Annotated in this window: 18 protein-coding genes and 2 pseudogenes; 17 read left to right on the top strand and 3 right to left on the bottom strand. The window is 40.2% G+C overall.

Going from position 1 to position 18,876, the window contains the following annotated elements:
- Nucleotide 1: 1 nt before the first annotated feature.
- From N8A86_RS06945 to N8A86_RS06935, 3 genes are all read left to right on the top strand, one after another.
- Nucleotides 2-385: a TraR/DksA family transcriptional regulator gene (locus N8A86_RS06945; RefSeq protein WP_273568373.1), complete on the top strand. Its 384-nt coding sequence runs from the start codon at nt 2-4 to the stop codon at nt 383-385.
- A gap of 184 nt (nt 386-569) precedes the next feature.
- Nucleotides 570-1,055 carry a DUF4097 family beta strand repeat-containing protein gene (locus tag N8A86_RS06940; protein WP_273568372.1) on the top strand — a complete coding sequence of 162 codons (486 nt, stop codon included), beginning with the start codon at nt 570-572 and terminating at the stop codon, nt 1,053-1,055.
- A gap of 33 nt (nt 1,056-1,088) precedes the next feature.
- Nucleotides 1,089-1,766, top strand: a complete 678-nt coding sequence (locus N8A86_RS06935; protein WP_273568371.1) for a lipoprotein signal peptidase — start codon at nt 1,089-1,091, stop codon at nt 1,764-1,766.
- Here the strand turns inward: N8A86_RS06935 and N8A86_RS21495 are convergent.
- Nucleotides 1,751-2,020: a 5-formyltetrahydrofolate cyclo-ligase gene (locus tag N8A86_RS21495; protein WP_337251765.1), complete on the bottom strand. Its 270-nt coding sequence runs from the start codon at nt 2,018-2,020 to the stop codon at nt 1,751-1,753. The genes N8A86_RS06935 and N8A86_RS21495 overlap by 16 nt on opposite strands.
- Nucleotides 1,999-2,313 carry a 5-formyltetrahydrofolate cyclo-ligase gene (locus N8A86_RS21490; protein WP_337251764.1) on the bottom strand — a complete coding sequence of 105 codons (315 nt, stop codon included), beginning with the start codon at nt 2,311-2,313 and terminating at the stop codon, nt 1,999-2,001. The genes N8A86_RS21495 and N8A86_RS21490 overlap by 22 nt, the downstream gene beginning before the upstream one ends.
- A gap of 556 nt (nt 2,314-2,869) precedes the next feature.
- Between N8A86_RS21490 and uvrC the strand changes: the two genes are divergently transcribed.
- The 14 genes and pseudogenes from uvrC to N8A86_RS06875 all read left to right on the top strand — a co-directional run bounded on the left by uvrC (nt 2,870) and on the right by N8A86_RS06875 (nt 17,667).
- Nucleotides 2,870-4,657 carry an excinuclease ABC subunit UvrC gene (uvrC, locus tag N8A86_RS06925; protein WP_273569041.1) on the top strand — a complete coding sequence of 596 codons (1,788 nt, stop codon included), beginning with the start codon at nt 2,870-2,872 and terminating at the stop codon, nt 4,655-4,657.
- A complete protein-coding gene (locus tag N8A86_RS21485) occupies nt 4,641-5,861 on the top strand; it encodes a patatin-like phospholipase family protein (RefSeq protein ID WP_337251763.1) in 1,221 nt (406 codons plus the stop codon). Before uvrC ends, N8A86_RS21485 begins: the two co-directional genes overlap by 17 nt.
- A gap of 2 nt (nt 5,862-5,863) precedes the next feature.
- A pseudogene (locus N8A86_RS21480) lies at nt 5,864-6,945 on the top strand (hypothetical protein).
- 230 nt (nt 6,946-7,175) lie between these two features.
- Nucleotides 7,176-8,339, top strand: a complete 1,164-nt coding sequence (hppD, locus tag N8A86_RS06915) for a 4-hydroxyphenylpyruvate dioxygenase (RefSeq protein WP_273568370.1) — start codon at nt 7,176-7,178, stop codon at nt 8,337-8,339.
- A 325-nt stretch (nt 8,340-8,664) separates the two neighbouring features.
- Nucleotides 8,665-9,516, top strand: a complete 852-nt coding sequence (locus N8A86_RS06910; RefSeq protein WP_273568369.1) for a DUF3108 domain-containing protein — start codon at nt 8,665-8,667, stop codon at nt 9,514-9,516.
- A gap of 50 nt (nt 9,517-9,566) precedes the next feature.
- Complete coding sequence (locus N8A86_RS06905; protein WP_273568368.1) at nt 9,567-10,535, top strand: tryptophan 2,3-dioxygenase family protein; 969 nt, start codon at nt 9,567-9,569, stop codon at nt 10,533-10,535.
- 1 nt (nt 10,536) lies between these two features.
- Nucleotides 10,537-11,817, top strand: a pseudogene (locus N8A86_RS06900) (peptidoglycan DD-metalloendopeptidase family protein).
- A gap of 127 nt (nt 11,818-11,944) precedes the next feature.
- Nucleotides 11,945-13,582: a glucose-6-phosphate isomerase gene (gene pgi / locus N8A86_RS06895; RefSeq protein ID WP_273568367.1), complete on the top strand. Its 1,638-nt coding sequence runs from the start codon at nt 11,945-11,947 to the stop codon at nt 13,580-13,582.
- A 174-nt stretch (nt 13,583-13,756) separates the two neighbouring features.
- Nucleotides 13,757-13,966: a peptidase associated/transthyretin-like domain-containing protein gene (locus N8A86_RS21470; protein WP_337251761.1), complete on the top strand. Its 210-nt coding sequence runs from the start codon at nt 13,757-13,759 to the stop codon at nt 13,964-13,966.
- The gene (locus tag N8A86_RS21465) at nt 13,933-15,141 is read left to right on the top strand and encodes a TonB-dependent receptor plug domain-containing protein (RefSeq protein WP_337251802.1); all 1,209 of its coding nucleotides are present in this window, start codon (nt 13,933-13,935) and stop codon (nt 15,139-15,141) included. The genes N8A86_RS21470 and N8A86_RS21465 overlap by 34 nt, the downstream gene beginning before the upstream one ends.
- Nucleotides 15,104-16,468 (top strand): TonB-dependent receptor domain-containing protein, encoded by a 1,365-nt coding sequence (locus N8A86_RS21460; RefSeq protein WP_337251760.1) that lies wholly within the window; start codon nt 15,104-15,106, stop codon nt 16,466-16,468. Before N8A86_RS21465 ends, N8A86_RS21460 begins: the two co-directional genes overlap by 38 nt.
- A gap of 91 nt (nt 16,469-16,559) precedes the next feature.
- Nucleotides 16,560-17,000 (top strand): hypothetical protein, encoded by a 441-nt coding sequence (locus N8A86_RS06885; protein WP_273568366.1) that lies wholly within the window; start codon nt 16,560-16,562, stop codon nt 16,998-17,000.
- Between the two features lie 78 nt (nt 17,001-17,078).
- Nucleotides 17,079-17,366 (top strand): 3-keto-disaccharide hydrolase, encoded by a 288-nt coding sequence (locus N8A86_RS06880; protein ID WP_273568365.1) that lies wholly within the window; start codon nt 17,079-17,081, stop codon nt 17,364-17,366.
- A 76-nt stretch (nt 17,367-17,442) separates the two neighbouring features.
- The gene (locus N8A86_RS06875; RefSeq protein WP_273569040.1) at nt 17,443-17,667 is read left to right on the top strand and encodes a 3-keto-disaccharide hydrolase; all 225 of its coding nucleotides are present in this window, start codon (nt 17,443-17,445) and stop codon (nt 17,665-17,667) included.
- A 103-nt stretch (nt 17,668-17,770) separates the two neighbouring features.
- Here N8A86_RS06875 and N8A86_RS06870 read toward each other — a convergent pair whose 3' ends face one another.
- Nucleotides 17,771-18,841 (bottom strand): endonuclease/exonuclease/phosphatase family protein, encoded by a 1,071-nt coding sequence (locus N8A86_RS06870; RefSeq protein WP_273568364.1) that lies wholly within the window; start codon nt 18,839-18,841, stop codon nt 17,771-17,773.
- Nucleotides 18,842-18,876 lie beyond the last annotated feature (35 nt).

Genomic DNA, 18,876 nt, shown 5'->3' with positions numbered 1-18,876 from the left:
CATGGCAACAGATTTAAAAGTTAGATATTCGGACAAGGACTTGGAAGAGTTCAAAGTATTGATCGAAGAGAAAATAGAAAAAGCCAAAAGTCATTTAGAACTTTTGAAGAGTTCGTATATGAATGATGGAAATAATGGTACCGATGACACATCGCCTACCTTCAAGGCTTTTGAAGAGGGAAGCGAGACTATGAGCAAAGAGGCGAACACCCAGTTGGCCATACGCCAAGAGAAGTTTATTCGTGATCTGAAGAACGCACTATTGAGAATAGAGAACAAAACATATGGTATTTGTCGCGTAACAGGGAAGCTGATCAATAAAGAACGATTGAAACTCGTGCCCCATGCTACGCTGAGTATCGAGGCGAAAAATATGCAGAAATAAAAAACGTCCGCCACTTCGGCGGACGTTTTTGTTCTACAATGATTCACAATATGAAGACTTTTTTTGCGCCCTATTGCTAATGACCTTTGGAACCTTATCGGGACAAAAAATCATTAAAAAGTCGATTGTCAATGACAATACAAACCGTATCCAAATCGATACGGAAAATTGCTTTAGAATTGAAATGCAGACAGGCATTGGCGATGAGGTCGTCGTTGAGGCCCTGATCGATGGGGAATATAAAAATGACCTGCTTTTAAGTTTTCGGGAAGAAGGCAAGACATTACATGTCGGGGCCGGTTTTCAGCCTAGTTTTAATAACCCGAACGATAAGTTGAGCGCTCATAAGGTTGTTTCTATTTCGTTGAAAGTGATGTTGCCTCAATTCAAGGAGGTCCAAGTTTTTGGAACGAATTGTAATGTCGCTGCAAAAGGAGAATATAAAAAACTCGATATCACATTAGCCGATGGAGATTGTCATCTGAGCGAAGTTTCTCGATCTGTCCATGTCAAAACCCAAAGCGGAGATATCTCTGCAAAGATTTCCAAGGCCTCTATAGATGCGGTCAGTAAGTATGGTACGGTAGAAAAAGACAATATTTCTGATGGCCCGAACGAGCTTTATTTGGCTACGACCACGGGAAACATTGTAATCAAGAAAACCGAATAATATTCCTACTTTTGCCCATCATATTTTATTCCTATGAACATAAAGAAGTCTCTTTTACTGATTTTGGCCATATTAATAATCGACCAAATCAGTAAGATTTATATAAAAACCAACTTTGTTTTAGGCGAATCGGTCGAGGTCTTCAATTGGTTCAAGATATTGTTCATTGAAAATGAAGGTGCTGCATGGGGAGCGAAACTGAGCGATATATTGCCCATATCCGAAAGTTTGGGAAAACTCTTTTTGACCATATTTCGTCTATTCGCTATTATAGGCATAGGATATTGGCTCTTTGACGTAATTCGAAAAAAAGCTTCAAATACCTTGATTATCGCGGTCTCATTAATTTTTGCAGGGGCCTTGGGCAATATTCTCGATTCGATTTTCTACGGAGTAATTTTCGATGACAGTAACAATCACGTGGCGACAATGTTCTCTGAGGAACCCTACGGCAAAATATTCTATGGAAAGGTTGTAGACATGCTTTATTTTCCTTTGGTCGACACAACATGGCCCGATTGGGTACCCTATTTTGGAGGCAATAATTTTAGGTTTTTCGAACCGGTCTTTAATATTGCCGATACTGCAATTAGCACAGGGGTTGGAATTTTACTGGTCTTTAATAAAAGAGCATTTGGTGAGAAAAAAGAGGACGGCGAACAGAATTTACAGACTTTTGATGACGAAGAGCAAGCTCATGAAAAGCTATAAATTCTTTGTGGTGTTACACAGTAGTTCAAAAGTATATCATGATCCGCAATACCAGTAATATTTTTTTCCGCTTCGAACAGCGACAGGCCCACTTTGACGACATTAGGCCTGCACTTACTTAAAAAATCATCGTAAAACCCTTTTCCGTAACCTACCCTATTCCCTTTTTCGTCAAAGGCCAACAACGGTACGAATACCACATCTATTTTCATTGGGTCTATTTCAATACCATCTACTGGCTCGGGAACCCCCATGAACTTTCTTCAAGTTTGGTATTGTCCATGAGCAAGAAATGTTTCAGGCTTTTTGTCGAAACGATTTTCGGAAGAATTACGTTTTTGTCCTTTCCTTGTAAAATGGAGAGAATGAACGTAGTGTCTATTTCGTTCTTTTTTGAAATAGGCAAAAAGATATGGTAACAATCAAAGGACCAAATAGGTAGCTCAAGTAATTTATTCGCAATGGTCAGACTTGCATTACTAAGACTTTGCTTGGAGACTTCCTTTCGTAGTTGTAAATAGCGAACACGTAAATCTTTTTTCAACATTGAGGTTGATTAAATTTCTACGGCTATGAAAATGCAAAAACTATTCTTTTGCCGCAACGGCATAGTAGACTTTAAAGAATAGCATTAAAACTAAATAAAGGCCTAGTGTTATGATGTAGTTGTCCATAGGGGAAAATGATTTTGATGTGATAAATGTAAATAAAAAATCATTAAAAATCCTTTTAAGTGCAACTTTTTATCGATGAAATGCATCTTTTTAGTAAAAGATTAACGTTTATTTTACAATAAATGAACAACGATTGAACCTAAGTAGCTGATTTACAAAATATTAAAAATTTCTATCAGTATTATCATAAAAAATGTAAGAAAAAGCTTCAAACATATTTTGGTGAGATATGATCGGGATATTTTTCCCTGCTGTCAAAAAAATACTTCTGAGAAAATAATTACCAAGAAAATGGACGTGGGTTTTCTTGTTTTCTCTTCATAAGGGTATGACCTCGGTTTTCGTTAAAAAAGCAAAATCACACTAGCAATTTATAAAAACATAGTAATTTAACGAAGTCTTTTGCGAAATGATATCGATACCGTTTTCATGCCCCAAATACCCTTAAAAATACAGTTGAGCACATTGCCGGATAACCCTGGTGTCTATCAGTTCTTTGATGAAGATGATAAGATGTTATATGTCGGCAAAGCAAATAATCTCAAGAAAAGGGTTTCATCGTATTTCACCAAGAATCACGATAATGGCAAGACTAGGGTTCTAGTAAAAAAGATTGCCCGTATCAAGCATATCGTCGTGCGGACCGAATCCGATGCACTGTTGTTGGAAAATAACCTTATCAAAAAAAATCGCCCACGCTATAATGTGCTTCTCAAAGATGACAAATCATATCCTTTTATATGTATTAAAAATGAACGTTTCCCTAGAATATTCCCGACAAGAAAATTGATTAAAGATGGTTCGGAATATTTTGGCCCCTACACCAGTATGAAGACGGTAAAAACACTGTTGGATCTGGTCAAAAGTGTCTACTCGTTGCGAACCTGTAATTACAACCTCTCCAAGGAAAAGGTGGATGCCGGAAAATATAAGGTATGTCTCGAATATCATTTAGGAAATTGCAAAGGCCCTTGTGAGAATCTTCAAGAAGAGGAGGAGTACAACCGTCAAATTGAGGACATTCGAGAAATTATAAAAGGAAATTTCAAAGCCTCGTTACATTATTTTAAAGGGCAGATGAAAGCTCTGGCGGTTGATATGAAGTTTGAAGAAGCCCAACGCATCAAGGATAAAATCGAGGTCCTTGAAAATTATCAGGTAAAGTCGACCATCATAAACCCCAAAATCAATAATGTTGATGTCTTTTCGATTATTTCGGATGATGCCTTTGCCTATGTGAATTTTTTACAACTTTCACACGGTTCGATCGTGAGGTCACACACCTTGGAAATAAAGAAAAAACTGGATGAAGAAGATATCGATCTTTTACAGCTGGCCGTAATCGAAATTCGGCAACGTTTCAATTCGGAATCAAAGGAGCTCTACGTGCCGTTGAAGATCGTGGTATCACCTGAATTAAAAGTGACAGTGCCAAAATTGGGCGACAAAAAGAAAATTCTTGAGCTATCGGAACGCAATGCCAAATATTATCGTCAAGAACGGTTTAACCAAATAAAAATTATCGATCCCGATAGACATACGAATCGTATCATGGCCCAGATGCAAAAAGATTTGAGGCTCACCAGTGAACCTAGGCATATCGAATGCTTTGACAATAGTAATATTCAGGGTAGCAATCCCGTTGCGGCCTGTGTGGTGTTTAAAAATGGCAAACCCTCTAAAAAAGAATATCGTCACTATAACATCAAGACCGTAGATGGTCCTGACGATTTTGCGTCTATGGAAGAGGTGGTTTTTAGACGATACAAACGGTTATTGGCCGAAAAAGAACCGTTACCGCAATTGATTGTGATCGATGGAGGAAAAGGACAGTTGTCATCTGCCTTAAAAAGTTTGGATATTCTTGGGCTAAGGGGAAAAATAGCAATAGTCGGTATTGCCAAGAGATTAGAAGAAATCTATTTTCCGGGAGACTCTATTCCGTTATATCTTGACAAAAAATCGGAAAGTCTAAAAATCATTCAACAATTGCGGAACGAAGCCCATCGATTCGGCATTACGTTCCATCGAAATAAAAGAAGCAAGGCGGCCATTAATTCCGAGTTGCTGGCTATAGAGGGCGTTGGCGAAAAAACGGCGGAAGAACTTTTAAAAGCCTTTAAGTCGGTAAAGCGGGTAAAGGAAGCTCCTATTGAAAAATTGGCCGAAAAGGTAGGTATGGCCAAGGCAAAAATGATCTATGAAACATTTCATTAAAAATTTAGACCTATATGGAGTTATGCTAAAAAAGGTATTTTCAATACTACTTATAATACTTCCGGTTTTAACCTATGCGCAGCAGAACGGTCAAAAAGACGATTTGAAAGTCGGTCTGGTTCTAAGTGGAGGGGGTGCAAAAGGACTGGCACATATCGGGGCGCTGAAAGTCATCGAAGAAGCTGGTGTAAAAATTGACTATATAGGGGGTACGAGTATGGGAGCCATTGTGGGCGGCCTATATGCCGCGGGGTATTCGGCCACTGAATTGGACTCGATTTTCAGAAATACGGATTTCGCAACCTTGATCCAAGACAACCTTCCTCGGGGGGCAAAATCGTTTTATGAAAAAGAGGTTTCCGAAAAATATGCGTTGACCCTTCCCTTTAATAAGTTCAGAATCTCGTTTCCACCAGCCTACTCAGGTGGCCAGAGTATTTATAACGAATTGGTCAGAGTGCTCTATCATGTAAAAGACGTAAGTGATTTCAGCAAACTCTCGATACCCTTTTTATGTATTGCGACCGATGTCGAGACCGGTGAAGAGGTGCTTTTGGATAGAGGATATCTGCCAGAGGCGATTTTGGCTAGTGGTACGCTTCCATCCCTTTTTGAACCTGCGGCAATGGGCGATAGGGTATTGATAGATGGAGGTGTTGTTAATAATTATCCGATAGAGGAAGTAAAGAACATGGGAGCCGATATCATTATCGGTGTCGACGTACAGCAAGGCCTTCGTAATCGTGAAGCGCTGTTGTCGGCAACGGAAATACTGCTTCAAATCAACAATTACCGAACTGCCGTAGCCATGGAGGAGAAATCAAAAATGACCGATATCTATATAAAGCCCGAAATAGGGGACTATTCAGTGGTCGATTTTAATTCAGGAAAACAAATCATTGAAAACGGGGAGATTGCCGCTAGGGAAAAATTCGATGCCCTAAAGGAAATCTCACAGCAACAGAACCGTGAAGGGAAACTAGTAAAATATGTGGTGCCCAAAGATACTTTGATAGTCAAACAATTAGTTTTAAAGGGAAACGAAAATTACACCCGTGGCTATGTAAAAGGAAAACTCCGTTTTGATCTGGATAAGAAAATTACCTTTGAAAAATTACAGCAAGGTATAAGCAACCTATCCGCGACGGGCAACTTTAAGACCATTCGCTACGAATTGTTGTCCAATAAAGATAAGGAGGGGTAGATATGGTGCTGGACCTGAATGAAAACCCCAACAAGACCTACATTCGTTTAGGGGCACACTACGACGATCTTTATAAAACGGCGGCCTTGATCAATATCACGCATAAGAAGTTGTTATTTAAAGATGATGTGGCCTCGTTGGATTTTATTTTTGGCGATAACCTGCGTTATAATTTCCACTATTTTGTAGACAAGGGCTCCTACTGGAGTTTTGGGGTCAATTCTCGCTTTAATGAATTCAAACAAGATATCGATTTTGATGTCATCCGTTCAAATTTTGACGTAACCAATGGCATCGGTGTGAACAATATACGTTTAGATGTGACCGATTTCACGAACCAATTTTATCTGCAAACGGTATTAAAGGAAGAATTTGCATTTCGAATAGGCGCCGAACATAAGTTTATAAAATATAGTACCAACACCTTAGGAGGTTCAACAACTGCCGAAGCTTTGGCAGCAAATCAGACCGCAGCAAAATCGGTATTCGAAAAGAGCAATTTTTATAGCGCCTTTGGGCAGCTTATTTTGGACACCTATGACGATAAATATTTTCCGTCAAAAGGACTTTACTTCAACGGTGATTTTCATTTTTATGTATTGTCTTCCGATTTTAATGAAAATTTTAAGGAATATTCTATTGCAAAAGCCAGACTTGGCGGTGCTTTTTCTATTCTAAAGAACCTATCGATGAACATCGAGACCGAGGAGGCTTTAAACTAGGCACCTCGAATGTCACAACGTTCGATTTTGTTCTAGGCGGCTATGGTACGGATTTGATCAACAACTTTATTCCCTTTTATGGATATGATTTTTTGAGTATTCCCGGCAACAGTTTCGTAAAAGCTTACGGCAGGTTGGACTTTGAATTTGCCCAGAATCATCATCTTCTGTTCGCTGCGAATTTTGCGAATATAGATGATGACTTGTTTCGTCTTGGGGAGTGGTTTACCGAACCCGATTATTCGGGTTACGGAATTGGCTATGGATGGGAATCTTTTTTCGGACCAGTTCAGATCATCTATTCTTGGTCTCCCGAAATTGATGACGGTAATTTTTTCTTTAGCATAGGATATTGGTTTTAGGCCATCTTGTGTGTTTTTCCTTGTTTTTTCCGATATTTGTAAGAATAGGATAACAGTATGCTTCAGCGAAGAATCGATATTACTTCCCATCTTAGGGCTATGTGGTAAATAGGTTGTTTTACCTCCATTTCGGTATCCCTAATGATAGTTAGGTACTGAGATTTATATGATGACCGCGGACTTGAAAAAGTCGATAGCGGAATTTTTATTCAATCCATAAAAAAATTAAGATGGCAGCAGAAATAAAAAATCTAAAAGATTTAAAGAACACCGAGTATTCGTTACGAAAATTATTCGATGAGGCCGAAGACTTTCTACCATTACTGGGTACTGACTATGTAGAAATGTATGTAGGTAATGCCAAACAGTCGGCCCATTTTTATAAAACCGCAATGGGTTTTCAGTCAGAAGCCTACGCAGGCTTGGAAACCGGTTTAAAAGATAGGGTGTCCTATGTCTTAAAACAGGATAAAATACGCCTGGTACTGACCACTCCGCTACAAAAAGGAGGTGAAATAAATCGCCATATCGGTGAACATGGTGATGGTGTAAAGGTAATTGCCCTGTGGGTAGATGACGCAACCAAAGCCTTTGAGGAAACTACAAAAAGAGGAGCGAAGCCCTTCATGAAACCTACTCGCGAAGAAGATGAAAATGGCCATGTGATACGCTCAGGTATATACACCTACGGTGAGACTGTACATATATTCGTAGAGCGTAAAAACTATAATGGCATTTTTTTGCCCGGGTACCGAAAGTGGGAATCTCATTATAATCCTGAGCCGGTCGGTCTTAAATTCATCGACCATATGGTCGGAAATGTGGGGTGGAACGAGATGAATACTTGGTGCAAGTTCTATGGTGAGGTGATGGGCTTTGCCCAAATCGTATCTTTTGTTGACGATGATATCGCTACCGAATACACTGCATTGATGAGCAAGGTGATGAGCAATGGAAACGGTCGCGTAAAATTTCCGATAAACGAACCCGCCGAAGGCAAGAAAAAGTCTCAAATAGAAGAATATCTTGATTTTTACAACGGCCCTGGGGTGCAACACTTGGCCTTGGCCACAGATGATATTGTCGCGACGGTTTCGGCGATGCGCGAACGGGGCATCGAGTTTCTATATGTTCCTGAATCGTATTATGACGATTTGCTGGAACGTGTCGGCGACATCGATGAAGATATCGAAACCCTTAAAAAACATGGTATCTTAATAGATAGGGATGAAGAAGGATATTTATTACAGCTCTTCACAAAGACCATTGTGGATAGACCTACACTTTTTATAGAGATCATTCAGCGCAAGGGTGCTCAGTCCTTTGGGGTGGGCAATTTCAAGGCCTTGTTCGAGGCAATAGAAAGAGAACAGGCCGCACGGGGCACCCTCTAGAACGCCTAAAAGTCTTAACGTTCTGCTAAAATCATTATGTGAATTATAAAGTACTGTTAAGAGAATAGTTAAAGTACGTTAAAACTATTTTCAGACTGTTTTAATGCCTTAAATTTGGTATCAGTAAGGGGTGGTTCCCTTACAACTTTAAGTATTGGTTTTTCATAATTTAAAGTTTGGTTGGTTATTTAGGAAAAGCCCAGTTTTAAAACTGGGCTTTTTTTATATCTAAGTCACAATACTTTGGAATAAATTTTGTTTAAGTAATTGTAACGAACGCTAAGTTTTACGACTCAATACGTAATTTTAGTGCAATTCTTTGAACATGAAGAAATTTTTACTACTTCTTGTATTGTCCATGGGTCTGTTTGCGAATGCTCAGGAAAGCAAGTCGGGAGACTTGGTTATGAATTCAAAGCAGCACAGATCTACCATTACACATAATAAGTCACCGGAAAGGGAATCTGCCTTCAAACCCGGGGAATGGCTCAAATTTCGTATGCACTATGGTTGGTTGAATGCCAGTATCGCAACACTTCAGGTAAAATCGGCGAAGATTGATGGTGTTCCGACATATCATGTAGTAGGCAAAGGAAAGACCACAGGCCTTGCCAGTGTCTTTTTTAAAGTTGATGATACCTATGAGAGTTATTTTGGCAAGAAAGATGGCAGGCCGTATCGATTTATCCGTAAAATCGACGAAGGAGGTTACACCAAGGATATCGAAATCAATTTTGATCATAAAAACTCAAAAGCCGTACTCAACGACAAGAAGAATAATAAAAAAATCGATTTTACACTTCAAGACAGTGTTCAAGATCTTCTTTCTGCGTTTTACTACCTTCGTAACAATTATAAACTCGAAGACCTTGTTCAGGGTGAATCGATAACATTGAACATGTTGTACGACGACGACGGTATCTTTCCGTTTAAGCTTAAATACTTGGGTAAGGAAGTACTAAAAACAAAGTTCGGCAAGGTAGAATGCCTAAAATTTCGCCCTTATGTACAGTCAGGTAGGGTCTTTAAAGAACAAGAAAGCCTCTCGTTATGGGTTTCGAATGACATGAACAAAATTCCGGTACGTATCAAGGCCGACTTGGCGGTGGGTTCTATCAAAGCTGACCTCGATGGCTATAACGGACTCAAACATCAGTTCAAAATAATAATGGATTAACTTTGAGGTCATAAATTAGTAACTTTGTTCCCTATTGATGGTACCCTTAAATGAAGAACAAAGAGCATATCGATTCCCAAATTTCAAAACTTGAAGAAAAGTATAAAGATTCAGGCCAAGATTTAAGCTCTTATTTAGATGGCCTTCTTTATCAGCGTTATCTTACCTTTTGGGATTATATTCATCTCGATACACTTTTAAGTCTTCAGATTCCCCGCACCTATTTTCCTGATGAGGAAATTTTTATCATGTACCATCAGATTACCGAACTGTATTTTAAATTGATTTTGCATGAACAGAAGCAAGTCGTTGATGACAAATCGCAAAATGTGGATTTCTTCATTGAAAAGGCAAGACGAATAAACAGTTATTATGAAGCCTTGATTTCTTCCTTCAGTATCATGATCAAAGGTATGGAGCGAGAGCAGTTTCTACAATACAGAATGGCCCTCTTACCGGCCAGCGGATTTCAATCTGTCCAATACCGCATGATCGAAATCTATGCGACACCGTTGGAGAATTTGGTACACCACACACAACGTGAACGGTTTTCATCGGAAGACAGTGTTGAAGAGCTATATGAACATATCTATTGGAAAAAGGGTGCTACCGACGTGGTCACGGGTGAAAAAACACTAACGCTAAAACAGTTCGAATATCGATATACGCCACGCTTGGTGCGTATCTCAAAACAGGTTCAAGACAGCACTATTTATCATAAATTCCTACAATTGCCCGAAGAAAAAAAAGATAATAAAGACCTGATAAAAGCGTTAAAGACATTGGATTTAAATGCGAACGTAAATTGGCCGTTGATGCATATGGGTTCTGCCCATAGGTATCTTGGAAAAGACAAAGGCCAGATTGATGCGACCGGGGGAACAAATTGGAAAGATTATTTGCCACCCAGTTTTCAGAAAGTCGTGTTTTTTCCAGACTTGTATACCAAACAAGAGTTAAATGATTGGGGAAAGCAATGGGTAGACCATATCTTTAACCCTGAAAAACCAAAAAACTGAAATGTACAAATACTGGGGCTTCTTATTTTTAATAACGATTTTGATTTCTTGCAAAGAGGATCATACCTTAGAGGAGCATGAAGAAAAAATCGCAGAGGTCGTCTCTTTGGCCGAAAAAGTTACCGTAAAGCAATTCGGGTTCAACCTTGATGATTTCAAGGTTAAAAAAGATACTGTAAAACGCGGGGATAGTTTTGGCGAACTCATGATCGAGAATAAGGTAGACTATCCTAAGATTGCTAAAATATCGGAGCATTACAAAGATACTTTTGATGTTCGAAAAATCCGGGTCGGTAAGCCTTACATGATTCTGAAATCAAAAGATACCACTGAAACAGCTCAAGTATTCATCTATGAAAACGACCCTATAAACTATACCGTAGTCGATTTTAGAGATAGTGTCACCGCTTATAAAAAAAGAAAAAGTCAAATATGTAGAGCGTGAAATATCGGGTATTATCGAAACTTCACTTTCAGATGCTATTCTCGATCAGGGAATAGATTACGCGGTCACACATAATTTAGCAAATGTATATGCTTGGACTATAGATTTTACGATGCTTCAAAAGGAAGATAAGTTCAAGGTGATCTATAAGGAAAAATATATCAACGATTCTATTTATGCCGGAGCAGAACCGATAGAGGCAGCCTATTTTGAGCATAATGGGAAACCTATTTATGCCTTTGCTTATGAAAACGATTCTTTAAAAAGCATTATAGATTATTTTGATGAGGAAGCGAATAACCTAAGAAGAACATTTCTAAGGATGCCGGTCGAATATGGTAGATTGTCCTCAAGGTATAATCTCAAGCGAAGAATACGATATTACGGTAACAGAATTCGCCCACATAAAGGAACAGATTATGCAGCTCCTATAGGGACGCCCATAATGGCTACCGCAGACGGAACGGTCACGGAGTCTACGCGCAAGGGGGCAACGGAAAATACGTAAAGATCCGTCATAATGGCACCTATTCTACACAGTATTTGCATATGAAAAAGCAAAAGGTCAAAAGAGGAGAATTCGTTCGTCAGGGTGATGTCATTGGGTGGATAGGTATGACAGGAAATACTAGCGGACCACACGTATGTTACCGTTTTTGGAAGAATGGTAGGCAGGTGGACCCGCTAAGGGAAGAACTTCCAAAAGCCGAGCCTTTGGCAGAAACGTTACAGCCAAAATATTTTGAATACATCGATTCTATAAAAGATCAATTGGATTGTATTGTATTTCCGGAAAAAGTGACTGAAGAAGAAGATTTGGCCAGTTTAGGGGAATAAGGTCCGCCGTTCTAGGCACCACATTTCAAAGTAGTCTCAAAATCTAGTGATTATAGTTTATTTTTGCAATCTTGTTGCCCATCGAAAAACAGGTGAGCGAGTGTTTGTAATCTTAAAACTGCCCTAAATGTCATTACAGAATATCGATCCTACGACTACCGAAGCCTGGAAAAAACTTACCGAACACTATACCCTTACGAAGGATACACATTTGAAATCCCTTTTTTCCGCAGATGGTACTAGAGCCGATAGGTTCAGCCTAAGGTGGAAAGACTTTTTTATTGATTTTTCAAAGAATAGAATTACCGATGAAACCCTCCAGTTGTTATTACAATTGACCGATGAGGTTCGTTTGAAAGATGCCATTCAAAAATATTTCAATGGGGATGCCATAAACCAGACTGAAGGTCGATTAGTTCTCCATACCGCTTTACGTGCAAAAAAATCTGATTCCGTTTTAGTCGATGGTAAAAATGTAATGCCCGAAGTATATCAGGTCAAAGAACAGATGAAGGCATTTTCCAACGCCGTTATCTCTGGCGATAAAAAAGGTTATACGAACAAGACCTTTACCGATGTGGTCAACATTGGTATCGGAGGTTCAGATTTAGGCCCTGCGATGGTCACGGAAGCCTTAAAGTTCTATAAAAATCATCTAAAAGTACACTTTGTCAGCAATGTTGATGGAGATCATGTACATGATATTATAAAGGAGCTAAATCCGGAGACGACTCTTTTTGTTGTGGTTTCAAAGACTTTTACCACCCAAGAGACTTTAAGCAATGCGACCACGATAAAAAAATGGTTTCTGAAACATGCCACCCAAGCTGATATTGCTAAACATTTTGCGGCTGTTTCGACCAATACGGAAGCTATTGCGGAATTCGGTATAGACCCAGAAAATGTGTTTCCAATGTGGGATTGGGTCGGTGGCCGTTTTTCCCTTTGGAGTGCAGTAGGTCTGTCCATTGCCCTGGCCGTTGGATTTGAAAATTTCGACGCCATGCTCTCAGGGGCGAATGAAATGGATGAACATTTCAAATCCACCGAATTCAAAAGCAATATTCCCGTAGTGTTGGCCTTGTTGAGTATTTGGTATAACAATTTTTACGGAGCCGAGACCGAGGCAATAATTCCTTATTCGCAATATCTTAGCCGTTTTTCCGCCTATTTACAACAGGGCATCATGGAAAGTAACGGAAAAAGTGTCGACCGCAACGGAAATCGAGTCGATTATCAGACCGGAACGATCATATGGGGAGAACCGGGCACGAACTCTCAACATGCCTTTTTTCAGCTGATCCATCAGGGGACGAAATTGATACCCGCCGACTTTATCGGATTCAAGAAATCCCTTTATGGTGATGAAGACCATCACAATAAGCTCATGGCCAACTTTTTTGCCCAGACAGAAGCACTCATGAATGGCAAGACATCCGACGAAGTCCATACTGAGCTGGAAGCGAAGAATATGGGTGTCGATGAAATGGAAAAACTGCTTCCTTTTAAAGTTTTTGAGGGCAATAAACCTACTAATACTATACTCATAGACAAACTCACTCCAAATACCCTTGGAGCTCTGATTGCCATGTACGAGCATAAAATCTTTGTTCAAGGTATATTGTGGAATATCTTCAGTTACGATCAGTGGGGCGTAGAACTGGGCAAACAATTGGCAGGTACGATACTAAAAGATTTGAATACTTCCGAAATTGCTGATCACGATGTTTCGACACTGCAACTGTTGCAAGCTTTTAAGAATTAAAATAGCACTTCCTTATTTTTTGGCAACCTTTGATAACTTCCTGTTTTTCAGAGCCAAGGATTGCCAATTTTATGTTAAATTTGCATCGACTAATTTAACGTTCACTTAAAGTGAAAGCGCAAAAAATACGGCACTTTTGCACCACGTTCAAAAAAACAAATAAACACTAGAGAGATGAAAAAAATGTATTTGGCTATGGTATCATTTTTAATGGTCGCTATAGCATTTTCGCAAACAACGATTACCGGTACCGTGCTTGACGGTGATAACGGTGGCCCGCTACCAGGAGCCAATGTTCTGATCAAGGAACAAATAGCGGAGTCTCCACCGACTTTGATGGAAATTTCAGTATCGAAGTCGCAGAAGAATCCGGAACCTTGGTGATATCCTATATCGGTTTCAACAACGCACAGGTAAGTTTTACCAGTGGGGGTAATATTGGGTCGATTACCTTAGAGCCAAGTGCTGAAGAACTTGAAGGAATCATCGTGGTAGGAGTGCAAGATATTGCTAAGGACCGGCAAACTCCTGTTGCCGTTTCAACGATTAAATTTGCCGAGATTCAAGAAAAGCTTGGCTCGCAAGAGCTACCTGAAATCTTGAACACCACTCCATCTATCTACGCAACAAAAACAGGGGGTGGTTTTGGAGATTCACGAATCAATATCAGGGGTTTTGATACTAACAATTCGGCTGTGATGATTAACGGGGTTCCTGTTAACGATATGGAGAATGGTCGCGTATTCTGGAGCAACTGGGCCGGACTCTCTGATGTTACTTCTGCAATTCAGGTACAAAGAGGTTTGGGGTCGTCCAAACTCGCTATATCTTCAGTAGGGGGTACCATTAATGTTGTGACTAAAACTTCTCAGAATGCCGAAGGAGGTGCAATAGGCGCAACAGTGGGTAACGATGGTTACGTAAAGACTTTGGCTTCGTATTCCTCAGGATTGTTGGATAATGGCTTCTCGGCCTCTTTGCTTTTGAGCCGTACCGGAGGTAGTATGTATGCCGACGGGACCAAATTCGAAGGTTATAATTTCTATTTAGGATTGGGATATACTACCGACAAGCACAGTTTGGAATTCATGGTCACGGGTGCCCCACAATGGCATCACCAGCGTGATTTTGCACCCACAATTGCCGATTATATAACCTATGGTGGTTCAGACGGTGAGCCAAACAGAAGGTACAATAGTGATTGGGGCTACTTGAACGGAGAAGAATTCAACTTCCGACGTAATTTTTACCACAAGCCGGTCATTAGCTTGAACTGGGCTTGGAAGATCAGTGATAAGACCACTTTGGAAACGTCTACCTATGCCTCTTTCGGGCGTGGTGGAGGATCAGGTGAAATTGGCCGAGCCGCCGGTGCAAGACAGTTCGATGGCCGATGGAAAACAGCGGATGGCCTGGTCGATGTTGATAGAATAGTGGCCTATAACTCTGGGCAACCCGTTCAGTTCGATGGAGCTACGGTACAAAGGGCACAGGTAGATGGGCTTTATGTAAATCAAGGTAATGGAGATCGATCTCGACACAAACGGAATTTCTCGTAGGGCCTCCGTAAATTCACATAACTGGTACGGCATTCTAGCAAACTTCAACAACCAATTGAATGATAAACTTGTTGTTGATTTTGGTGTTGACCTTAGATCGTATACAGGGTACCATTACAGAAGAGTGGATAATCGATTGGGCGGTGATGCCTATTTACAGACTGACAACTTGAATAATGACCCTAATCCACTGTTTTTTGAAACCTACGAATCAAACCAACCATGGTGGGTCTTCGGAAATATAGATGATGAAGAAAAAATAGATTATTACAATACCGGTTTGGTCAGATGGTTGGGTGTATTTGGTCAAGTTGAGTATAGTTTTAATGAGGATATTACAGGATTCGTACAAGGAGCCCTTTCCAACCAAGGTTTTGCTAGGGAAGAATTCTTTAACGAAACTCCGCCCGAAAAGACCGATTTTGAAAATATCTTGGGCGGTAATATCAAAGGTGGCGTAAACTGGAACTTGGACGAACGAAATAATATTTTCGCCAATGCAGGGTATTATTCAAAACAACCACTTTTCGATGCTGTATATATCAATTTCGGAAACAATTTGAACCCCAACCTGACCAACGAAAAAATCGTGGGGATGGAATTGGGCTATGGCTATAGAAGTTCTAAATTTCGGGGTAATATTAACCTATATAGAACGAGCTGGAAAGACCGGTTCGAATCTGTGAGTGCTACCTTCAATGCCGGTGATCCTGACGAAATCAGAGGAAATGCAAACTTGTTAGGGGTTACCCAAGTACATACCGGTATAGAATTGGACGGAAGGTTCCAAGTTTCCGATAAAGTGGCATTTATTGGAATGCTTTCAATCGGTAATTGGGAATATAAAGATGATGTTAGCGCCACTTTTTTTGATAACAATCAACAACCTATTGTAATTGATGGCCAAGAACAACAAGAAGTTTTACCCTTAGATGGTGTAAAAGTTGGCGATGCAGCGCAATTCACGGCTTTCATTGGTACTGATATAAACATCATTGATAACTTGAGTTTTGATGCTGGATATCGGTTTGCAGACAATCTTTATGCGGATTTCGACGCCACCGATATTGGCGAAGAGGGCGCTTTAAAGCTACCATCCTTCGGTTTGGCCGATGCCGGCCTTTCCTATAGATTGCCATTCGGTAAGAATGCCTTAAGTTTTAGGGTGAATGTCAATAATATCTTTGATAATACCTACATCGCCGAATCGGATACGAATATTTTTGCTCAGCCGGGTGATCCAACCTATGATGGCATTAGTACTAGTAATAGGGTCTTCTTTGGTTTTGGAAGAACTTGGAACGCAAGTGTTCGCCTAAACTTTTAGTACACCTATCAAATCGAATTAGGCCCTGACTTTTCAGTCAGGGTTTTTTTATGCGCAAAAATCGCTACATTTAAATGCTAAAATCAAAGTGATGTACGAAATTATTCAAATGCTTCATTCTTATTTGGCCTATGTAGCCTTGGCCATTTTATTTTTTGCCGTTGCCAACGCAATAATGGGCTTGGTCGGCAATAAGATGTTCACCATGACCAAAGATCTTCGTTTGAGCTTATTCGCGCTTATTATATGCCATATTCAATTGGTAGTAGGTCTGATACTATATTTTGTGTCTGTCAATGGCTTTAGTGCCATTCAAGAATTTGGTATGGGCGGTTTGACATCGGCGGCGCGCCTATTGGCCGTAGAGCATCCTTTTGTCAATATTTTGGCCATCATACTGATTACCGTAGGATGGTCAAGACATAAAAAATTTCTTGATGGGAATAAAAAATTCAAGAGCATCGCTATTTTTTATGGCCTTGGTCTAATATTGATTCTAAGCCGAATCCCCTGGGGGCAATGGTTTAATTAAAAGCAGGTTTTATTGTCATTCCCGCGAAGGCGGGAATCTGGTTAACATATCAAAAACTCAAATAATAAAGACTTCATTATGAAAAAACCAATGCTGCTTACGGCAATCCTCTTTTCCACTTTAATTTTCTCTCAACAAAAGCAACTCTTCAACGGCGAAAACCTTGAAGGTTGGACTATCTACGGCACCGAAAAGTGGTACGTCGAAGACGGACTTCTAATCTGCGAAAGTGGCCCTGACAAAGGCTATGGGTACCTGGGCACGAACGACCATTATAAAAACTTCGAGATTACCTTAGATTTCAAACAAGAAGCCAATGGTAACAGTGGCGTTTTTATCGATCCACTGTCGATGGTACAAAAGTAAGCGGCTGGCAAGTTGAGGTCGCCCCCCAGGGCACGATACTGGGGGAGTATATGAATCATACGGCCGTGGGTGGCTCATTAAACCCGATCCTGATAAAGATAAGGCCCTAAAAATGGGCGAGTGGAACACCATGAAGATACGTGTCGATGGCGACCATTTGACTTCTTGGCTCAATGGCACCGAAATGGTCAACTTTTCCGATGAAAAAATCGGTGAGGGAGAAGGGGGTATCGCGCTTCAAATTCATGATGGTGGCGGTATCAAAGTGAAGTGGCGGAATATCGTTATTGAGGAATTATAGAAAACGTCATTGCGAGGAGTAAAACGACGAAGCAATCTGTTAAACTTTTGCAGAAGGGTTCAACAGATTGCTTCGCTCTGCTCGCAATGACGTACAATTTCCCTTATCGTTTTGGCTCCCCACCTTGAGAAGGGTCTGCGGCGGCCTCCCTTATCAAATAAACATACACCGGAAAATGGTCCGAATACCCGCCGGCATAACTCCCACCCGCATAAGTGCGAAACGGGTATCCTTTGTACTGTCCTTTTTTGGTTATCAAATACTTTGGATTATATACTCCGGCTTTCCAAAAGCGATATTCATCTTTTGAATGCAAAAAGTTGCCCGTAAAGTAGATTTGGTCAAAAAGGTTCCATTTATCGCGATAGGCCAATGAGCCAATACCTTTGCGGTGTAATTTTTCCATTGGGTTGAAAAGTTCGTTCTCCATGACTTTTTCACGCTTTCCTTTAGTTCCTAGAATCTTTGTAAAGCTGTCGTCTTTTGGCCCATCGTTAAAATCGCCCATACTGATGATTTTAACGGAAGCATCCAATCGCTGAATGGAATCGATGATGCGCTTATTCAACTTGGCAGCGGCCATCCTATTGGGCTTGCTTCGAGCCTCACCGCCACTTCTAGAGGGCCAATGGTTTACAATAAGGTGTATGTTCTCATTATCCAGAAGTCCGCTCACTACAAGTTGGTCGCGCGTATAGTTTCGCTCCTCCTCATCGTCAATCAACAATAATCTATGACTTTCGAATGAGATAGGAAGGAATGCTGATTTCTTATAAAGTAGGGCAACATCGATTCCCCGTTCATCAGGGGAATCAAAATGGACAATTCCGTAATCTTTTTGTTGTAATGTAGGGTGGTTTATCAAATCTTCGACAACCTTTCGGTTCTCTACTTCACAAATTCCAATAATATCCGGGGAAGTATTGGTTACATTCGAACCTATTTCGGATAGCACCCTAACAATATCGCCAACTTTCTTTTCATAACGTTCTACGGTCCAATGGTCTTTTCCTTCTGGCGTGCGGTCATCGTCAAAGATTAAGGTGTCGTTCACAGTGTCGAATAGGTTTTCGACATTATAAAAGGCGACAGTTCTGATTTTGAACCTTTTTTCCGATTGTGCTAGGGTGTTACATACCGAAAAAAGGAGCAAAAGTATACATCTAATTTTCATTGAATCAAGTAGATATAGTCCTCAAGTAACGAAAA

Origin of the sequence: Maribacter halichondriae, assembly GCF_027474825.1 — a bacterium.
Taxonomy (GTDB): domain Bacteria; phylum Bacteroidota; class Bacteroidia; order Flavobacteriales; family Flavobacteriaceae; genus Meishania; species Meishania halichondriae.
The sequence above is the reverse complement of the archived record's forward strand: the minus strand, read 5'-3'. Positions and strand labels throughout refer to the sequence as shown.

Excerpts from the sequence above, each read along its gene's own strand:
- N8A86_RS06945 (WP_273568373.1), top strand. The coding sequence starts at position 2 with ATGGCAACAGATTTAAAAGTTAGATATTCGGACAAGGACTTGGAAGAG.
- N8A86_RS06940 (WP_273568372.1), top strand. The coding sequence starts at position 570 with ATGCAGACAGGCATTGGCGATGAGGTCGTCGTTGAGGCCCTGATCGAT.
- N8A86_RS06935 (WP_273568371.1), top strand. The coding sequence starts at position 1,089 with ATGAACATAAAGAAGTCTCTTTTACTGATTTTGGCCATATTAATAATC.
- N8A86_RS21495 (WP_337251765.1), bottom strand. The coding sequence starts at position 2,020 with ATGGGGGTTCCCGAGCCAGTAGATGGTATTGAAATAGACCCAATGAAA.
- N8A86_RS21490 (WP_337251764.1), bottom strand. The coding sequence starts at position 2,313 with ATGTTGAAAAAAGATTTACGTGTTCGCTATTTACAACTACGAAAGGAA.
- uvrC (WP_273569041.1), top strand. The coding sequence starts at position 2,870 with ATGCCCCAAATACCCTTAAAAATACAGTTGAGCACATTGCCGGATAAC.
- N8A86_RS21485 (WP_337251763.1), top strand. The coding sequence starts at position 4,641 with ATGAAACATTTCATTAAAAATTTAGACCTATATGGAGTTATGCTAAAA.
- hppD (WP_273568370.1), top strand. The coding sequence starts at position 7,176 with ATGGCAGCAGAAATAAAAAATCTAAAAGATTTAAAGAACACCGAGTAT.
- N8A86_RS06910 (WP_273568369.1), top strand. The coding sequence starts at position 8,665 with ATGAAGAAATTTTTACTACTTCTTGTATTGTCCATGGGTCTGTTTGCG.
- N8A86_RS06905 (WP_273568368.1), top strand. The coding sequence starts at position 9,567 with ATGAAGAACAAAGAGCATATCGATTCCCAAATTTCAAAACTTGAAGAA.
- pgi (WP_273568367.1), top strand. The coding sequence starts at position 11,945 with ATGTCATTACAGAATATCGATCCTACGACTACCGAAGCCTGGAAAAAA.
- N8A86_RS21470 (WP_337251761.1), top strand. The coding sequence starts at position 13,757 with ATGAAAAAAATGTATTTGGCTATGGTATCATTTTTAATGGTCGCTATA.
- N8A86_RS21460 (WP_337251760.1), top strand. The coding sequence starts at position 15,104 with ATGGAGATCGATCTCGACACAAACGGAATTTCTCGTAGGGCCTCCGTA.
- N8A86_RS06885 (WP_273568366.1), top strand. The coding sequence starts at position 16,560 with ATGTACGAAATTATTCAAATGCTTCATTCTTATTTGGCCTATGTAGCC.
- N8A86_RS06880 (WP_273568365.1), top strand. The coding sequence starts at position 17,079 with ATGAAAAAACCAATGCTGCTTACGGCAATCCTCTTTTCCACTTTAATT.
- N8A86_RS06870 (WP_273568364.1), bottom strand. The coding sequence starts at position 18,841 with ATGAAAATTAGATGTATACTTTTGCTCCTTTTTTCGGTATGTAACACC.